The sequence below is a fragment of the Paenibacillus lacisediminis genome, assembly GCF_046567315.2.
Genome location: NZ_JBKIAX020000022.1, coordinates 48,161 through 64,867 on the forward strand (window position 1 = coordinate 48,161; position 16,707 = coordinate 64,867).

Annotated in this window: 17 protein-coding genes and 2 pseudogenes; 8 read left to right on the forward strand and 11 right to left on the reverse strand. The window is 47.3% G+C overall.

From position 1 onward, the window contains the following. Window positions 1-172: 172 nt before the first annotated feature. Window positions 173-301, reverse strand: coding sequence for a DUF6922 domain-containing protein (locus ACLD72_RS28440; RefSeq protein WP_411002433.1), 129 nt, complete (start codon window positions 299-301; stop codon window positions 173-175). Window positions 302-608: 307 nt separating this feature from the next. Between ACLD72_RS28440 and ACLD72_RS28445 the strand changes: the two are divergent. After that, window positions 609-713: pseudogene (locus ACLD72_RS28445) on the forward strand (AbrB/MazE/SpoVT family DNA-binding domain-containing protein); the annotation flags it as partial. Between the two features lie 472 nt (window positions 714-1,185). On the opposite strand, the gene ACLD72_RS28450 reads toward ACLD72_RS28445, so the two are convergent. Genes ACLD72_RS28450 through ACLD72_RS28465 form a run of 4 tightly spaced genes read right to left on the reverse strand, consistent with a single transcriptional unit; the run spans window position 1,186 to window position 5,129 of the window. Beyond that, window positions 1,186-1,989, reverse strand: coding sequence for an ABC transporter ATP-binding protein (locus tag ACLD72_RS28450; RefSeq protein ID WP_411002377.1), 804 nt, complete (start codon window positions 1,987-1,989; stop codon window positions 1,186-1,188). Further along, a complete protein-coding gene (locus ACLD72_RS28455; RefSeq protein WP_411002378.1) occupies window positions 1,989-3,020 on the reverse strand; it encodes a FecCD family ABC transporter permease in 1,032 nt (343 codons plus the stop codon). The genes ACLD72_RS28450 and ACLD72_RS28455 overlap by 1 nt, the downstream gene beginning before the upstream one ends. Next, the gene (locus ACLD72_RS28460) at window positions 3,017-4,057 is read right to left on the reverse strand and encodes a FecCD family ABC transporter permease (RefSeq protein WP_411002379.1); all 1,041 of its coding nucleotides are present in this window, start codon (window positions 4,055-4,057) and stop codon (window positions 3,017-3,019) included. Before ACLD72_RS28460 ends, ACLD72_RS28455 begins: the two co-directional genes overlap by 4 nt. Beyond that, a complete protein-coding gene (locus ACLD72_RS28465) occupies window positions 4,050-5,129 on the reverse strand; it encodes an iron-siderophore ABC transporter substrate-binding protein (RefSeq protein ID WP_411002380.1) in 1,080 nt (359 codons plus the stop codon). The genes ACLD72_RS28460 and ACLD72_RS28465 overlap by 8 nt, the downstream gene beginning before the upstream one ends. 220 nt (window positions 5,130-5,349) lie before the next feature. Here ACLD72_RS28465 and ACLD72_RS28470 point away from each other — a divergent pair, with 220 nt between their 5' ends. The 4 genes and pseudogenes from ACLD72_RS28470 to ACLD72_RS28485 all read left to right on the forward strand — a co-directional run. Further along, window positions 5,350-5,850 (forward strand): MerR family transcriptional regulator, encoded by a 501-nt coding sequence (locus tag ACLD72_RS28470; RefSeq protein ID WP_411002381.1) that lies wholly within the window; start codon window positions 5,350-5,352, stop codon window positions 5,848-5,850. Between the two features lie 2 nt (window positions 5,851-5,852). Continuing rightward, complete coding sequence (locus ACLD72_RS28475) at window positions 5,853-6,287, forward strand: SRPBCC family protein (RefSeq protein ID WP_411002383.1); 435 nt, start codon at window positions 5,853-5,855, stop codon at window positions 6,285-6,287. 12 nt (window positions 6,288-6,299) lie between these two features. Next, window positions 6,300-6,749 (forward strand): SRPBCC family protein, encoded by a 450-nt coding sequence (locus ACLD72_RS28480; RefSeq protein WP_411002384.1) that lies wholly within the window; start codon window positions 6,300-6,302, stop codon window positions 6,747-6,749. 451 nt (window positions 6,750-7,200) lie between these two features. Then, window positions 7,201-7,365, forward strand: a pseudogene (locus ACLD72_RS28485) (uracil-DNA glycosylase); the annotation flags it as partial. 149 nt (window positions 7,366-7,514) lie between these two features. Here the strand turns inward: ACLD72_RS28485 and ACLD72_RS28490 are convergent. Continuing rightward, a complete protein-coding gene (locus ACLD72_RS28490) occupies window positions 7,515-9,866 on the reverse strand; it encodes a glycoside hydrolase family 16 protein (RefSeq protein ID WP_411002385.1) in 2,352 nt (783 codons plus the stop codon). Between the two features lie 539 nt (window positions 9,867-10,405). On the opposite strand from ACLD72_RS28490, the gene ACLD72_RS28495 reads away from it, so the two are divergent. Together ACLD72_RS28495 and ACLD72_RS28500 are read left to right on the forward strand one after the other, a co-directional pair. Beyond that, window positions 10,406-10,597, forward strand: a complete 192-nt coding sequence (locus ACLD72_RS28495) for a hypothetical protein (RefSeq protein WP_251594256.1) — start codon at window positions 10,406-10,408, stop codon at window positions 10,595-10,597. A 39-nt stretch (window positions 10,598-10,636) separates the two neighbouring features. After that, on the forward strand, window positions 10,637-10,810 hold the full coding sequence (locus ACLD72_RS28500) for a hypothetical protein (RefSeq protein WP_411002386.1): 174 nt from the start codon (window positions 10,637-10,639) through the stop codon (window positions 10,808-10,810). Window positions 10,811-11,402: 592 nt separating this feature from the next. Here the strand turns inward: ACLD72_RS28500 and ACLD72_RS28505 are convergent. Together ACLD72_RS28505 and ACLD72_RS28510 are read right to left on the reverse strand one after the other, a co-directional pair. Beyond that, entirely contained in the window at window positions 11,403-12,164 is a 762-nt protein-coding gene (locus ACLD72_RS28505) for an SDR family oxidoreductase (RefSeq protein ID WP_411002387.1), read from the reverse strand. Next, window positions 12,164-12,562, reverse strand: coding sequence for a MerR family transcriptional regulator (locus ACLD72_RS28510; protein ID WP_251594263.1), 399 nt, complete (start codon window positions 12,560-12,562; stop codon window positions 12,164-12,166). The genes ACLD72_RS28505 and ACLD72_RS28510 overlap by 1 nt, the downstream gene beginning before the upstream one ends. A gap of 203 nt (window positions 12,563-12,765) precedes the next feature. Between ACLD72_RS28510 and ACLD72_RS28515 the strand changes: the two genes are divergently transcribed. Next, a complete protein-coding gene (locus ACLD72_RS28515; RefSeq protein WP_458476353.1) occupies window positions 12,766-13,689 on the forward strand; it encodes a methyl-accepting chemotaxis protein in 924 nt (307 codons plus the stop codon). 203 nt (window positions 13,690-13,892) lie between these two features. Here the strand turns inward: ACLD72_RS28515 and ACLD72_RS28520 are convergent, their stop codons facing one another. From ACLD72_RS28520 to ACLD72_RS28530, 3 genes are read right to left on the reverse strand one after another with little or no spacing between them, the layout of a single operon-like run. Continuing rightward, the gene (locus ACLD72_RS28520; protein WP_411002389.1) at window positions 13,893-14,609 is read right to left on the reverse strand and encodes a hypothetical protein; all 717 of its coding nucleotides are present in this window, start codon (window positions 14,607-14,609) and stop codon (window positions 13,893-13,895) included. Window positions 14,610-14,657: 48 nt separating this feature from the next. Continuing rightward, window positions 14,658-15,593, reverse strand: a complete 936-nt coding sequence (locus ACLD72_RS28525; RefSeq protein WP_411002390.1) for an ABC transporter permease — start codon at window positions 15,591-15,593, stop codon at window positions 14,658-14,660. Continuing rightward, window positions 15,590-16,501: an ABC transporter ATP-binding protein gene (locus tag ACLD72_RS28530; protein WP_411002434.1), complete on the reverse strand. Its 912-nt coding sequence runs from the start codon at window positions 16,499-16,501 to the stop codon at window positions 15,590-15,592. The genes ACLD72_RS28525 and ACLD72_RS28530 overlap by 4 nt, the downstream gene beginning before the upstream one ends. Between the last annotated feature and the right edge of the window lie 206 nt (window positions 16,502-16,707).

Below are 16,707 nucleotides of genomic sequence, written 5' to 3' on the forward strand. Positions count from 1 at the left end.
GAATTCCCTTTGTTCATGTTGTTTCGGAGTAAAGGGAGCGGGTGTGAACCAATCAAAGTCGATGGATTCGCGATGCCCAAGCAATAAAGCTAATGCGGTTCCCCCTGCCAGATAGCTGTTGGGCACTGGATCGGATTTGAGATCAAAATAAAGTTGCCAGTATCGCGCTGTTTTACGCGACAAGTTGCGGCTGCTGAACAGCCTGGAGTATGTCATTCATGGTATATGTCGAAAAGAGCCACTGTAAGGTACGATGGTCCCCTTCATTAAGAAGCCTTTCAATAATAAACCTTTCAATAATAAACCGGCTATGAACGGCAGGTTCTAACTAGCCGATATATACATCCCAGAAAAACGGAGTGAAGTCTTCGGGAATTTGCTGATTGGAGTCTGGCATACACTCACCTTTACTTATACACCCTTATTACGTATTATTGTACAATTTAAGGAGGGTCAAACCAAGTATCTTTCGCGCTAAGGCACAAAATTTGAGAGGGAAATAAAATTGGATAGTGTTCCAATAAAGGAGTCAAAAAAGAGGAGGTTTATCGATGCCAAACACCGAAGTCGATTTGATTGTAGGTGATGATCATACGCTCACCGTTGAACCAATAAAGAAAAAGCCAACATTGGAAGAATTGTTAGCTCAATGCAAACCGGAAAATAGCCACGACAAAATGGATTTCGGTATAGAGGGGAAGGAATTGTTATAAATGAGTGCAGACCGAGGATTTAGTAGAATGATCCGGAAATAATATGACTTATCTTTGGACAGAGGCCATGGATCCACTTTGTTCTATAATTAGTCTTGTGCTCAGTATCGTCCTCATAAAATAGAGGAACTTTAGGGTCCTATTTTCCGAATTTGAGCCTATTCATCACCATAGGGGAACTTTAGGGTCTTATTTTTCGATGAACAGGTCGAAAGGCGGTCTTTCGCCACTAAATCGTGAGAATAGCGCCATAAAATTCCTCTATTTCACGCAACATGGGGATATCGGCTGAAATAACGCCTTTTTTTCCTTTATGTTGTCACCCGAGATCTTCAATAGACTATTTTGCCGTTTTCTCAAGTCTTCACTTGCCATCATGCTAACGTCATTTCCAGAATCCCCCACCTAGTATGGACTAACTTCAATCCCCAAGCAGGGTCACAATCGGACTCTCACTCCTTTACGGCTGCCTCTATTCATTACCATGATACCGCCCTTTGGGTACCACCAACGGAGAGCCCGAAATGGGGTCTTTGATCACCATGCAATCGAGCCCGAAAATGTCTTTTACCAATGTGGTTGTAATCACCTGTGATGGCTCACCCTCAGCCACAAGTTTTCCTTGATGAAGCGCAAAAATATGGTCTGCATAACGTGCGGACAAGTTGATATCATGAAGAACCATGACAATCGTAGTTCCGTGTTTTCGGTTAAGGTCTGTGAGCAGGTCAAGAATTTCGACTTGATAGGTGATATCTAAAAAGGTTGTCGGTTCATCGAGAAATAAAATATCGGTTTGTTGCGCCAGAGCCATGGCAATCCAGACGCGCTGCCGTTGACCGCCTGAAAGCTCGTCAATATTGTGATTCGCAAACTCCGTTATATCCATAATTCGCATCGCTTCAGCAACGGCCTCATAATCTTTTTTAGTCCATCCACCGAACAATGATTGGTGCGGGAACCTTCCCCGTCCAACCAAATCCGCAACAGAAATGCCTTCCGGAACAATAGGGGATTGCGGCAGCAACCCGATCACGCGCGCCAGCTGTTTTGGCGGCATTTTGCCGATGGGTTTTCCGTCAATGGTAATTTTACCGGACATAGGCTTTATCAGCCTTGCCAGGGTTTTCAGCAGCGTAGACTTTCCGCAGCCATTGGCTCCGATAATAACGCTTATTTTATGACTGGGGATAACAAGGTCTACTCCTTGGATAATCGTTTTATGATCATAGCCGGCTACGAGCTGTTCAGCTTGAAAAAGATGTGTCGGTTTCATTATAGTTCTCCCTTTCGATTCATTCGGATGAGCAGGAAGATCAGATACGGCGCTCCGAGTATTCCGGTCATGATGCCCACAGGAAATCTGTACTCGAAAGCAAATTGTCCGATCAAATCTGCCGCCAAAACCAAATTAACGCCGACAAGACCCGCCGGAATGACGTTCGAAAAGCTGGCTCCGGCCAGTCTTTTCGCGATCGGTCCCGAAAGGAAGGAGACAAAAGCGATTGGACCCGTGGTAGCGGTAGCAAGAGCAATCATGCAGACAGAACTCAAAATAAGCGCCATTCTCGTCTTGTCCGTGTTCACTCCAAGCGAAGTAGCCGATTGTTCTCCAAGTTCCAATAGACTTAGATGTTTTCCCAGCACGATAACGATAGGAGTAAAAATCAATACCGTTAGGACAAGAGGCGGAAGTTCGTGCATTTGCGAACCATTCAGGCTGCCGCTAAGCCATCTGAGCGCTGCGGGAATATCCTGTTGTGCACCAGCCAGCAGCAGGTAGGATATCAGGGCGTCAAGCATGGCCTGTATGCCGATTCCGACGAGGATTAACCGCCCGACCGCAAATGACTTCCCCCTGGATAATATATAAATGATGATGACTGTAGCAAGGCCGGCAATCACCGAAGCAACGGAAACCACGGCTCTGTTTGAATGAAGTATGGTGATGAAAAAAACAGCCGCCGCGCTCGAGCCGGAGGTAATACCGATGACATTCGGGTTCGCAAGGGGGTTGCGCAGCATAGTCTGGAAGACGTATCCGGCAACACCAAAAGCAAATCCGGCGAAAAGACCTGCCAGCATTCTCGGTAGACGTATCGTATTCACCGCAAAAGACACGCCTTTAAGCTGCTCGCCCGAAAGCGCCCGGATAACATCTTGAACCGGATAAATGGTGTTTCCCAGTAACAGCACAGCGCAGCAAAGCACGCATGCAAGTACCGCAAGGAAGCCGGTGATCAGTATCCACCGGCGGCGTCTTTGCCGTCGGCCCGCCATAATAAACTCAATAGATTCATTTTTCATAGTGAACGCACTTTCGATCTCATCGCTAATATGATTAGGATTGGAGCTCCTATAAACGCTGTAACCACACCGACTTCAAGCTCTCCCGGGCTGCCGATAAGCCTGCCGCATACATCTGCTAACGTCAAAATGATGGCTCCTGCAATAGCCGACATAGGGATAACCAAACGCAGGTCAGGCCCAAGCATGAGACGTATGACGTGCGTGGCCAAAAGCCCGATAAAACCAATCGGGCCTGCAAGGGCCGTAGTCGCCCCGCATAGAACAACGCCTGCAAAAGCCGCAACAAACCGCAGGAATCCTGTTCGAACGCCCAGTCCGGTCGCCGCATCGTCTCCCAGTGCCAGCGCATTTAGTGCCGGTGCAGTCATAACAGCGATCAGTAAGCCAACGATCAGTAACGGAGTGAACGTAGCGATAGCGCTCCAGGTTGCCGAGCCGACGCTTCCCACTTGCCAAAACCGGAATTGATCCATGACATAGGAGCGTGGAATCATGATGGCGGTGACCAGAGAAGAAAGCGCGGCGCTTGTGGCGGCTCCGGCCAAAACAAGCTTAATGGGCGTGGCGCCGCCACGCCCCATCGAGCCGATTCCAAATACGAACACTGCAGTAATTGCAGCTCCAACTAAGGCTAACCATATATATTGATTTGCGGTGCTGATATTCAAAAATGCAATACCGCAAACCACAAACAAGGACGCGCCTGTGTTCACTCCCAGTATACTCGGGTCTGCAATCGGGTTGCGAGTCACTGATTGCATAAGCGCTCCGGAAACGCCAAGCGCCGCACCGCAAAATAAACTGAACACGGTTCGGGAAATTCTTTTGCGAACCACGTTAGCCCCAAAGGATTGTACGTCTTGATGAAATAAACCTTCTATCAGTTCATGAAACCTTACCATCCGAGAGCCTAAGACCAGAGATGCAACTACGCACACGCCGAGCAAGACTACACAAATCATCAGAACCGTCGTAAAGTGCTTCGGCATATGCAAGCTTGTTTGTTTGTCTTTTGACACCGAAGAACTATTCATTGATCTTATCAATAGCTCCTCCTATTAATGCTAGATACTCATCAATGGTATAAGCGATCGAAAGCGGGTTGGGAGTTCCGGCAGCCACTAAAGGTGTATCGCTATCAATAAATGCAACAGAACCTCTTTGGATCGCAGGGATTTTACCAAGTAGTGAATCGGCTTGGAGCGTCTTCAGCAATTCGTCATTCCCGTATCCAACAATGAGATCGGCCTCGTAAAGGGCCTCGACATTCTCAGCGCTTAAATTCAAAGAGTAGCTATTAGGGTCCGCAATCTGTTCCGTAACACTTTCAGGATAAACCATTCCCAACTCATACAAAAAAGCGACACGCGAGTCCACAGGCGTATAAATATGCAATTGCGACAAATCTTCAGCCGAGAAGTTAACCCAAACTACTTTTTTGCCTTTAATCTGCGGATATTGGCTTAGCTTTTCGTTAACCATATTCTCGGTGTCTTTAATGAGCTGCTCCCCTTCCGCTTTCATGCCCATGCCTTCGGCATTCAACAGGACTTGCTCACGCCATGTGGTCGACCAAGGAGCGGTCGGATAGGCCACAACCGGAGCGATTTGACTAAGAAGATCGTAGTCTTCCTGTGTTATACCGGAGTAAGCGGCGAGAATGACATCCGGGTCCGCATCGGAAATCGCCTCAAAATCAAGGCCGTCCGTATCCTGAAAAACATTAGGATCGCTTACGCCAAGCTCCTTGAGTTTTTCCGCTGTCCAAGGCAAAAGTCCGCTGCCATCCTGAACGCCGAAATTCGCCGCCGAGAAGCCTACAGGAACAACTCCGAGAGCGAGAACAACATCATGATTCGCCCATTGAATGGTAACTACTCGTTCAGGTTTGCTTTCAATGACACTTTCGCCAAAAGCATGCTTGATCACGATTGGATATTGTTCAGAATTCGCATCTTGCGAAGCGGGTGCTTCTGTTTTAGGCGTTTCGGCCGAAGTTGATCCAGATGTTGAACTGGATTGCTGGCCTGAACAACCAACCAGCGCGATTATAAGCACAACCCAAATAAGTAATGTTCCTAATGAGGCTTTTCGTTTTGCATGCATTGGCATACCCCTTCTTAATCGCGAGCTGTATTTTTAAATAGTGCCGATAATTGATAATGATTATCAACGTCAATATACAGTCCTGTTGCCGGGTTGTCAATGAAAAATTTGTAAGTGCTTATCTTTCAATTGCTTCGTTATTTTTTGCTTGCACCTTACGTAACGTCATCTTTTATACTTAAGCTACCGGTAAACAGTTAGCGCTAACGAAGGAGTTTCTATGAAACAACATTGGAAGGTGGGGGATCTTGCCAAACTAGCGGGACTCACCGTGCGAACTTTGCGATATTACGATCAAATCGGCTTGTTCTCGCCATCCGGGCAAACGGAGTCCGGTCACAGGCTGTACAATGAATCCGACCTGTCACGCCTGCAGCAGATTCTATCGCTTAAGGAATTGGGCTTGTCTCTGGAGGAGGTCAAGTCCGTCCTAAACGACGAACAGATCAGCCCGCTTGAAATCGTCAACCTGCAAATAGCGCGAATCAAGGAACAAATCAAACAGCAGCAAACGCTCCTTGACCAGCTTTATCATGTATCCAAATCAATGCAGGGGAAAGCGCCCTTAGCGGTTGAAGACTTCACGGAACTCTTGCAAGCGATGAAAAAGAGCCATGAGAAGCTGGTCGTTGAGCGCCGGATGAGTTGGGAGCACCGTCTGGATTTACTGGGCGATTTTCTTGCCGAGGAAGAGGAAAAACCGAAATCTAAGGAGGACTAACCGTGACCAAAAGATTTGTTAAACACGCCACCTTCGTCGTAGAGCGTACTTATGCCGCATCGCCTGCGAAGGTCTACCAGGCTTGGGCCGATCCGGCCGCCAAAGCAAAGTGGTTCTCAAAAGCCGATACTTTCGAATTCCGTGTCGGAGGACGCGAATACAGCAGCGGAGGTCCGCCAGAGGGGCCCGTCTTTATCTTTGATGCTTGCTACCAAGAGATTGTACCGGAGCAGCGCATCGTCTATAGCTACACTTTGGATTCGGACGACGTACGTATCTCCGTTTCGCTCACTACAGTCGAGCTTACCCCGGTCGAGGGCGGTACGAAGCTGGTTTTCACCGAGCAAGGGGCCTTTTTCGACGGGCACGATACGCCGGAAATACGCGAGCATGGCACAAATGAGATGCTTGATGCCCTTGGCAAAACACTTGAATAGGGGGGATAATCCATGACGGCTGTCATTGGTGAAAATGAAATTATATCCTCGCGTGAATTGGATTTTCCGCGTAAGCGGGTTTTTGAAGCCTGGACCAACCCTGATCAATTGGCACGCTGGTGGGGACCAAACGGTTTCACCAATACGTTCCACGAATTCGATTTACGTCCGGGCGGCGCGTGGCGTTATATCATGCACGGGCCGGATGGCGTGGACTATCCCAACCATTGCGTTTTTGAGGACATCGTGCCTTTAGAGCGGATCGTATTCAGGCATTTGTCCGGCCATGAATTTCTGGTGACGGCTACCTTCGAGGAGCTGGGCGGGCGAACAAAAGTCGTTTTTCGCCAGCTATTTATGAAAACGGTGGAGTTCGAAGAAGCTAAGAAATACTGCGTCAAGGGCAATGAACAAAACTTGAATCGGCTGGAAGCTCTGCTTGCAGATGAATGGCATAGCTAAACAAAAGATAAACCGACCCGATTTAAGGGTTGGTTTTTTCATGGGGAGTCCTAGCAATTTGATCACAAAATAGACTCAGCCTAGAAATCGGTGCTTGATACGGCTACTGCAGCGAACTATGCGTCGGCTTTCAAAATAGCGGAACTTTATGTGCTTATGATCTGGAGCCAGGTATGTTCATACTCAATAGGGGGATTTTTTGTACTTATTTTCCTGTGAATGGTCTAGAACGCGGGCAATTCCTTGCGATTCAAGAAAATAGCGACATAAATTTCCCCTATTTCCCCTAAATGGATGGATACCGCCGGATTAACGACGTTTTTAGCCCTTATGTGCTGCGCTGGAGTTTCTGCCGCGGTTAACAGGCAATAAAAGCAAGTTTTGTATGGGATGGGCATAATGGAGTCATTGAGTGCGAAGGAAAGGAAGAAAGGAGCAGCATGACACGGAAATGGATTATCCCTTTGTCATTCTGCCTGAAGAACAAACGCCCGAAGATATTCAGCATTGTGAACGCTGCGAACTGTCCAAGCAACGGAATCGCGTCATCTGGGGGGAGGGAAATCCGCAAGCTCCGCTGATGATGATCCTGGATAATCAGTTCTTCGTAGAGGACTTAAAAGCTTTGAAGAAAAAGTGGAAGGAAAGATCAACCTCGGCATAAAACAGGAAAAACGAGAGGGAAGTCATATATCTTAAATACCTTCCCTCTCGCCTGTGTGAGGCAACATTCTATTACTTTTCCAGTTCGACAGGTTCCCCGGTTTACTCTGGAGTTCCTTGCGTTACCCCATGGACATAAGTTTGCCAAGGGGTATCCAGCGCTCCTTGCCCGGGGTTATAGGTAAAGAAGTACTCGACGGTATCCCCCTGTTTCAGGTTATTGACCGCGTAGGTATAGTTGCCGTTCCCCGCCCCGGTCATGGCTACGTTCAGCTGTACGCTGTTGTTGACCTTATAGTGCAAATCGGCAAAGGTTGCGCCGTTTACATAGAACAGTAAGTCATCGCCTGTTTTCTTCAGGCCCTTCACCTCGTCGCCGATGACGATCGTGGAGGGGGGCGTCGGTTCTTCAGGATTCTGGCCGCTACCATTATCTTTGTAAACACGCACATAATCTACTTGCAACGTTGCCGGGATATCGCCGGGATTCGGCGTAATACCGCCGTCAAAGTTCCCGCCGATCGCCAGATTCATAATAAGGTAGAAAGGCTGATCGAAAGGCGCGTTCGGATTGTTTGGCGCAGCTGTGGAATACCATTGATCCCGGGTAGCTTTAAAGAAGAACTTGCCATCCACATACCATTTAATGTTGTCCTCTTCCCAGACTACGGAATATACATGAAAATCATTGGCAATGGTCTGCCCTTCCGGGAAGTGATATTCGCCGGAGACATGGGTGTTCGCCGGCCATTGTCCGCCAAAGTGTATAGCGCCGCTAGATGTGCCGGGCAAACGTCCTCTCGCTTCCATAACATCAATTTCACCGGATGCGGCCCACGAGCCGTAGACGTTATCTTGCGGAAGCATCCAGAATGCCGGCCAAATGCCATTACCTGTAGGCAGCTTGGCACGAAAATCCACTCTGCCGTATTTGAGCGAAAAATGATCTTTGGTGTTAATCTTACCGGAGGAATATTGTGCATACCGGCTTGGATCCTGCGGGAAGGATTTTGGCTCGTTTAAGGCCTTGATATTTAACTTTCCGTCCTGGACAAAAACATTTTGCGCACTATTTGTGTAGTGCTGCAGTTCCGCATTGCCCCAACCCCAGGTACCGGGATCATCACTGAGATAATAACCCAGTTCATAGTTCCATTTGCTCGTATTCAGCCCAGTTTCGTTAAATTCATCCTGCCAGATGAGATCCATGCCTTCAATGGCCGGGTTGCTTGGCGTTCCGACAGGAATATCCTCACCATCAGGTACATCCGGACGGGGAGCGTTCGGGTTTCCAATAAAGGTGTAGTAGACGAAGTTATCCCCGATATTTCCGCCTGACTGCCCATTTAATGGATAGCCGATACGGATCTGCATATCTTCCTGAATGGGCTGGAACCACAGCCCGTAGATGTGGTCGACCCAATACCCCCACTGATTGGCGTCGGACATGTTGTTGTAACCATTAGCGGAGTACATAAATCCGCTTTGTCCGGAATCGCCCAAATTTACCCACTGCCCCTTGATGTTAATCTGGTACACGAAATTTCCAAGCTCATCGGCTATTGGCGCGTTTCCGTCAATCTTAGGCAGCGGCAAACCGATCGCACCGCCTTCATTGGCCGTAAAGGTCGTTCCATCATAAGGAGTAATGACATATGAATTTCTTACGGGTTCATTAAAGATAATGGTATAAACGACGTTAACCAAAGAGGTTTTCGATTCTAATTTGACGTTGATCGACTCCGTGACATTAAACCAGTAGCCGCCGCCTCCATCAGTGAAATGGCCGAAGTTTTTATCATAAATCCAGCCGCTGGCTGCATTGTTATCAATATCGATCCACTCGCTGCTGTTTACAGGTTTTACATACACTTTCAAATCATCAGCCACGGCAGTAAAAGGGATCGCCGGATCATTGTTAAAAACCGGATAGGTAAAGCCGGCGCCGCCCGTAACTCCCGCTGTGATCTCCGGCCCTTGTGTAGGTGTCATCGCCGTTATGGTTGTTTTGTTGATGTTTTGAAAGACCAGTGTGTAATCAAGCGTAACTCCATTCGCTTTGGAGTACAGTTGGATCTCCGTCGTTGCGGAAAGGGTGAACCAATAGCCGTTAAAGCCGCTGTCGCTCCAGTGCCCCCAGTTTTGGTTGTAGACAAAGCTGCCGACACTGTCAATATCGACCCAGTTGCCGCCCACTTTCACTTTGACTCCCAAGTCTTGGACAACCTCATTCCAGGTGGCGGAGCCTCCATTGAATTTAGGCATCACAAATCCATAGCTGGCTTGTCCAACCCCTGATTTGGTGATGACAGGTCCGTCCGCCGCTGAAAAGTAATCCATTGAGGTAATGGTGGTTCCCGCTCCTTCAGCGGCCTGAACCTGCGCAGTTGACAGCAGGCTGACGCTAGCCACCATAACTATCGCCAGGAACAAACTCAAAACTTTTTGCTTCATAAATACCCTCCCTTAATCATAGTGGATTCTCCTATCCTATGCACGGACAGGAAAATACTAGCATTCTAGTACATCTTCATTCTATCGAATATCATCGCCGGATGAATAGGTGTTATTTTTTTGGTTGGGTCACATTTTTTCGGGTCCCTGCTTAGCAAGAGGTTATTACATTCAGGGAATATATGAAGTGGGGAGAGTTTTCGATTGCACATGCGCGGGATGATGGAATCGCGAGGTGTCTAGCCGCCTAATTCATAGATTTATATGCGGCCCAGTGATATCGCCCGCTTCCTATGTCACCGCCGTATACATAGTGCACGTTGCATTCTCGTTAATGTTGGTAAATTGGCGTCGTTAGTCAAATAAAAAAGCTAAAAGGGTCAAAATATCGGCTTCGGTTTCTTGCGGTATGAACGTCATTTCATGATGCGGCTATCAGATGGTTTGACTATTTTTAGTTTTATAGATTTAAATACAAGCTATCTTCCGAAATTTTCATATTCTGTACTAGATTAAGCAGAAGGGAGGTATCGTATATTATGGCTAGATCTAAATCTAAATATTCCACTCTTTCACCTGCAAGCAAAGCTAAAGGAATCTCTAGAAACAAAAATAAGAACAAATCCAGAAACATGGCTGCCAACAAAGCAAAAGTCATTCAACGTACAATTGTTAAAGTAGTTGTGCCTGGCGAAGAGAAAAAAATCGAGAAACACAATTTTTGGTGCTGATTCCGCATTAGATCAAACAGAAGGGAGTGCTGAATTGTTATGTCTAGATATGGAAAATCCGCTCTTTCGCCTGCAAGCAAAGCTAAGGGGGCTTCTAAGAACAAAAATAAGAACAAATCAAGAAACATTGCTAATAACAAAGTAAAAGCGATTCAAAGAACAACCGTTAAAGTAGTTTTGCCTGAACAGGAAAGAAGACATATGTTCATGTGATTATTACTATGAATGAGCGGTAACCTCACAAAAAGCCGGATCCTATAGCAGACCGCTATAGTGACCCGGCTTTTTTAAACCCATTAAAATACTAAAATAACTCCTTGTACGGCTGCCGGCCCTGCACCTACATTGGTAATACGCAGGCGGAACGTGCCTGGAGGCAGAGTAAAGAATAAACGTACCGTACGAACACCGGTAACTGTCACGCTGTTAGTGACCGGGCGGCCTGTAGTGGCATCCACGATTTGATATCTGACAATCGGGGTGGTAATGCTGCCGGCTCCGCGGCTTTGGGATACAATGATTTCGCCTCTATTTACCCGTTGCCGTACCCGGAACGCACCTGTTTCAACCGTTCCGTTGAAGAAAGGAAATCTAAACGTGAGAATTCGGCGAATTGGTCCGCGTGATCTTTTTAGCGATAGCCTTAAACTAGGGCGCATATCACCAGCTCCTTTTCAGTTGATCTAGTGATAAAGTATGTAAGTATTCCATTTTGGTTCCTACTTCAGAGAAAATAGGTTTTAGTATACTATAAAAAAAGAATCAGCCAGTAAGAACTGGCTGATTCTTTTTACAAAACGGGTAGTTATTCAATCATGTTCTTTGTGGCCGTGTACATCTTTTCTGTGTACTCGTCGATTTCATCTCGTGACATGCGCAAGCGATTCACAGAAGTGCCGTAGCCAATTTCCTGTTTCCCCTCTTCCAATCCTTTGAAAATTCCCTCAGTGAAGGCATCCAATGGTTCGCCTTGTACATGCAGCCCCGCTCCGCCTAGATCTGTATTTACTGCGGGAGGAGCAACTTCAATGACTTCTACAGACGTATCGGAAAGTTGGTGTCTTAAACTCAGTGTAAATGAATGCAGCGCCGCTTTGGTTGCCGAATAAATCGGAGCAATCACAAACGGTGTAAAAGCCAGCCCAGACGTCACGTTGATGATCGCCGCCGCTTCTTTTGCCGCAAAAAACGGAGCGAACAGCATAGATAGGTGGAAAGGCGCCTCCACGTTGGTTAGGATTTCTTGGTTGAAATAACTCGAATTGTTCTTCGCATCCGCTTTTAATACATTAAATCGTTGTTGAATCCCTGCATTGTTGACTAACACATTCACTTCCGGATAGTTCGCAGTCACCCAGTCAAACAAGGCTACGCGCTCGGATTCCATGTTCAAATCACATACATGAGTAATAAGGTTGGGGAACTTTTCTTTCGCATCTTCAAGTGCACGTTCACGCCGTCCGCAAACAATAACCGTATTCCCGGCTTTAATAAAACGCTCTGCAAAAGCCAATCCTATCCCGGTACTTCCGCCTGTAATAAGTATGGTATTTCCTGAAAGTTTCATTACAGCGCCTCTTCTCTTTTATTATTTTTCTTACTTTCCTGAATACGTTTTGCATAACGTGAAATTTTTACGTCAATTCCTTCTAAGGCTTTGGTCATCAACGAAATTTCAGCCAGCACCGCTTGCTTGTGATTTTTCAACATTTCCAGCCGGAGTTCAGTGGTCTGATCTCCTTCTACTACCCAAGCAATATACTGCTTGATGCCACGTATGGACATGTGCGTGTTTTTTAAATAAGTAACGATTTCAAGGAGCGTCATTTGATCTTCCGAAAATAACCGCCTGCCCGCTTCATCGCGCTCGATTAGCGGGAGCAGTCCCTTTTTTTCATAATAACGCAACGTCGATTCCGGAATATTGAACTTGGCTGAAACTTCGCTAATGGAATAATACTTCATCTGGAGACCTCCAAATTTGATCTCATTGCCGACAGGAATAGAATACGACTTAAACCATGGTTTAAGTCAACACATGATATTTTATTCTGTTGAATTAATATTATTAGTGTGTCGTGGTGTCCTATAGACTTCACAAGTCTATTTATTGTTCAGATATCGTTGTTAAACTGGTATATTAGGAGTTGGATTCTGCTTTTTTAACAATGGAGGTGGAAAATTACTTTATGCAAAAACAAGCGGTAACGGACGAACTGGTTTTCAGAGCGATGGAGAGGAATCTGGCTATTATCCGTTTTGACATCGATCGAAAGGTAACCTATGTAAACGAGGTTTTCGCGAATACGATGGGATATTCAATTGAGGATATACTGAAGATGCAGCATCGGGACTTCTGCTTTGACTCATTTGTTAACTCACCGGCCTATGAGCAGTTCTGGGGGGCACTGCTGTCCGGGCAAAGCTTTCAGGATAAGATTGAACGGAAAAACGCCCGCGGTGAAACGGTGTGGCTGGAGGCCACCTATATGCCGATATTTGATGAACAGGATTCTGAGATCATCGGCGTCTCCAAAGTCGCAACGGATATTACTAAACGCCAATTTGGCCTGTCCACTGTGGTTAAGGAATTGGAGAAGACCTCCCAAGGCTTAAACCAGCGTGCCGAGGAGGGGATTAGCCGGAGCAGGGAACTGCTGCTCAGTGTGGACCGGATTGCTGAGTTTTCGGAGGATAACACCCTCACCCTTGAGGGGCTGCAGGAACAGGCCAAATCGATCCAGGGGATCGTGCAGACCATCCGTGATATTGCCTCACAGACCAACCTGCTCGCTTTAAATGCAGCCATCGAGGCAGCCCATGCGGGTCCATACGGCAGAGGGTTTGATGTAGTAGCTACGGAGGTGCGCAAGCTGTCGGGCGAGGTGTCGGAATCCATCACCAAGGTGCAGAGCGCCATTAGCGGCATTACAAAAGAGATCTCCGAGATTTCAGACGGCATCGGCCGCGTCCAGTCTTCTACGGTGGAGAGCCAGCAACAGATACGAGTGACCATGGAAGACTTCAGCAGCATCGTTGACTCTGCCCAAAAACTAGATGAACAGGCCCGGAGTGTTGCTGAAAATATATAAATATGGCATAGTCCCCCCAGCCAGGGGGGATTTACCCGCTACGGTGCGACATAAGGAAGAGGGGGGACTCCCACGAAATGCAAAAGGCTTTTGCATTTCAATCGGTCTAAAATGGGAGTTTACGGAGAATAGAATGCACTTTTGCAGTTGATCTCATCGAGCCGGCCTTCTTCCCACGAAAAATTGTTCATGGCCCTTCATTTTCATTTATTCTTTTGAAAGATCTGGCCTGCTATCTCGCCAACTTCGATTTTTCCGTTACCGGATTGCGTAATGGTCGCGTCTTGCGCCACATGGTCGATATCGAGACTGCCGTCACCCACATGGATCTCGGCTGAGCCACCTACACGATCGATCTCAATATGTCCATTAATATTGTTGATGGTTACATCCGAACCGATATCGTGAACTGTGATGTTGCCGTCCCGATTATCGACTTCAAGCGAGCCGGATAGATTGGACACTTGAATATCGCCGTTAATATTGTCAATCTTGGCGCTGGACGATAGATCCAAAATGTGAATCTCGCCGTCCCGATGTGACTTAATGTCCAACTGGAGCTGCTTTGGAACTTTGATTTCCAAATCGACGGCCCCCGATCCCATAGCCAGAAATTGCCCTCTATACCGTGCATCTAAATAAGCGGTATCTTGCTGTGCTTCCAGCTTTAGCTCCAATTTGTCCATACGGACCCCGTTCGCCCTGGCAAGAGGAACAACCTCGATCCGATCGGAATCAGCATTACCCGTAATATGAATTTCCCCATTCCGATGGTCAATGACCAGCTTCGTTAGACCGTCCGCTTTTAGTTCCAGGTTCTTCGCAGCTGTCTCGGCTGATTCTTCTTTCGCCCCGCAGGCCGCAAGCAAAAGCAGGAACACTACAAACACGGCGCTCTGTATCATCTTTACTCGGTTCATTTTTATTCTCCATTTCCTTGTAGAAGTTTTGCTCTGAAAATCCGCTTCTCAGACCACATCGCGTTTTACAAACAAGGGATACGATATCAGATGCATGACGGCGATGTGAAGCACGATAAGGGCAAGAGAAAACCCTGCCGTTATTCCAGCAACCGAAGGATTTCCGTATAAAAATGGCGTAAGATCCGTATGTGAGAAAATGAAATATTTCGTCCAGGCCCACCCGTCCATTGCGATCGCGATAACAAACCCGGCCAATGAGATAAGCAGGGAAATCACGATCGAGAAGGTCGTACTGCGAAAGGCGGCGGAAATCATGAAAGCAAGCGTAATTGCGATCAGCAGGAAGGGAATATTAAGCACATATCCTGCCAGTAAAGCCTGCAGTGTGGGGATTTCTCTTACAATCTGGTCTTTGACATAGAAATAGCTATCCGACAGTCCAGCGAAACCGAATATGAAACCTCCAAGGAGGACGGATGTGAGCAGGCCAACCGCGGTTAGAAACAGGCCGAACAGGATGGCGGCGGTGTACTTGGACAGATAGATTTTGGTGCGGCTCGCCGAACGGGTCAACAGTAGCTTAATCGTGCCCGATACGAATTCGGCCGCCACGATTTCGCCGGCGATAATGACGGAGATCAAAGATGCCGCAAAAATGATATTCCGCACCTGATCTACCGCAAAGTTCCAGCCATTGGTGCTAGGCGGAATGTTTTGATCCAAATGGTATTGATTCAGCAGGATGTTCTTTTCGGCCTGTTTGATTTCAATCTTCAGCGCATCCGGTTTAGCGGCTTCTTTGCTGAGCTGCACATTTTCTTGTTCCAGCTCCGCTCTCCAATTGTCGCTCGCAGTGCTGCTGCCGGCAGTCCTCAAATTCACGATTTGCAGCAGCACGTATAGCAGAACGATAACAATCATCACCCACGTGCGTTTCCGTTTGTAAATCTTCATGTTTTCATTGCGAATGAATGGAATCAATGCTTTTCTCCTCCCGTTATCTCCATGAATTTGTCTTCCAGCGTCTGCTTGATCGTGTTCACACCATACACATTAATTCCGGCTGCCATTAGCTTTCGGCTAATCTCGGGGATTTGTGTTTTGGGGATACTGATCTGGATATGCCGTTGATCCGTCGTGATTTCGTCACCCGACATGATCGTTTGCAGGATCTGCACCGCTAAATCGGGCCGATCGACCTCGAATCGGACTTGGGCTTGATCGTCATCTGCCGTATCCGCTATTTTATGAACGCCAACCAGCTGCCCTTTTTGCAAAATCGCGACTCGGTCGCACATCATTTCTATCTCGGATAACAGGTGGCTGGAGATCATAATTCCGACATCCTCCTTGTAGGCCAGATGTTTTAAATGGTTTCTCAACTCGCGGATACCAGCCGGATCGAGTCCGTTGGTAGGTTCATCGAGTACAAGCAGGGCAGGCTTATGGACGAGCACGACGGCAAGGCCCAGGCGCTGCCGCATGCCTAGAGAGTAGGTAGCCACTTTATCGTTGATGCTGTTCTCCAATCCAACGAGGGCAATGACTTCCCGGATCCTTGCTTCCGTTACGCCTGGCGTCATGCGGGAAAAGTGTAGCAAATTGTCGTATCCTGATAAATATTTGTACAAATCCGGATTCTCCACGATGACACCAACATGTCTCATCGCTTGTTCGAAGTTCTTATGGGCGTCCACTCCGCCAATCAGCACTTGGCCGCCTGATTTGGACATGAGGCCGACAATCATGCGAATCGTCGTCGTTTTCCCAGCTCCGTTCGGCCCGAGGAGTCCCAGGATTTCTCCTTTCTGCAGATCCAGCGTTACCCGATCAACAATGGTCTTGTTTCCAATCCTTTTCGTGAGATCACGAACTTGCAGCAGCGACAATGCAACCACTCCTTTTAATAAAAATTGGAATGAGATATAATTTCCGTATTCTAATGGACTCATCTCAGCCATCCTCACCCTAACAAAACGGTTGTCATAAAGCCGAGTGACAAGGAGTCATAACCTGGCATGACAAGGAAAACCGGGCTTGTTCAGAAGGGTTGCCGATCATTTCAATTAATAGGGAACGGAGTTGTATTCATGCG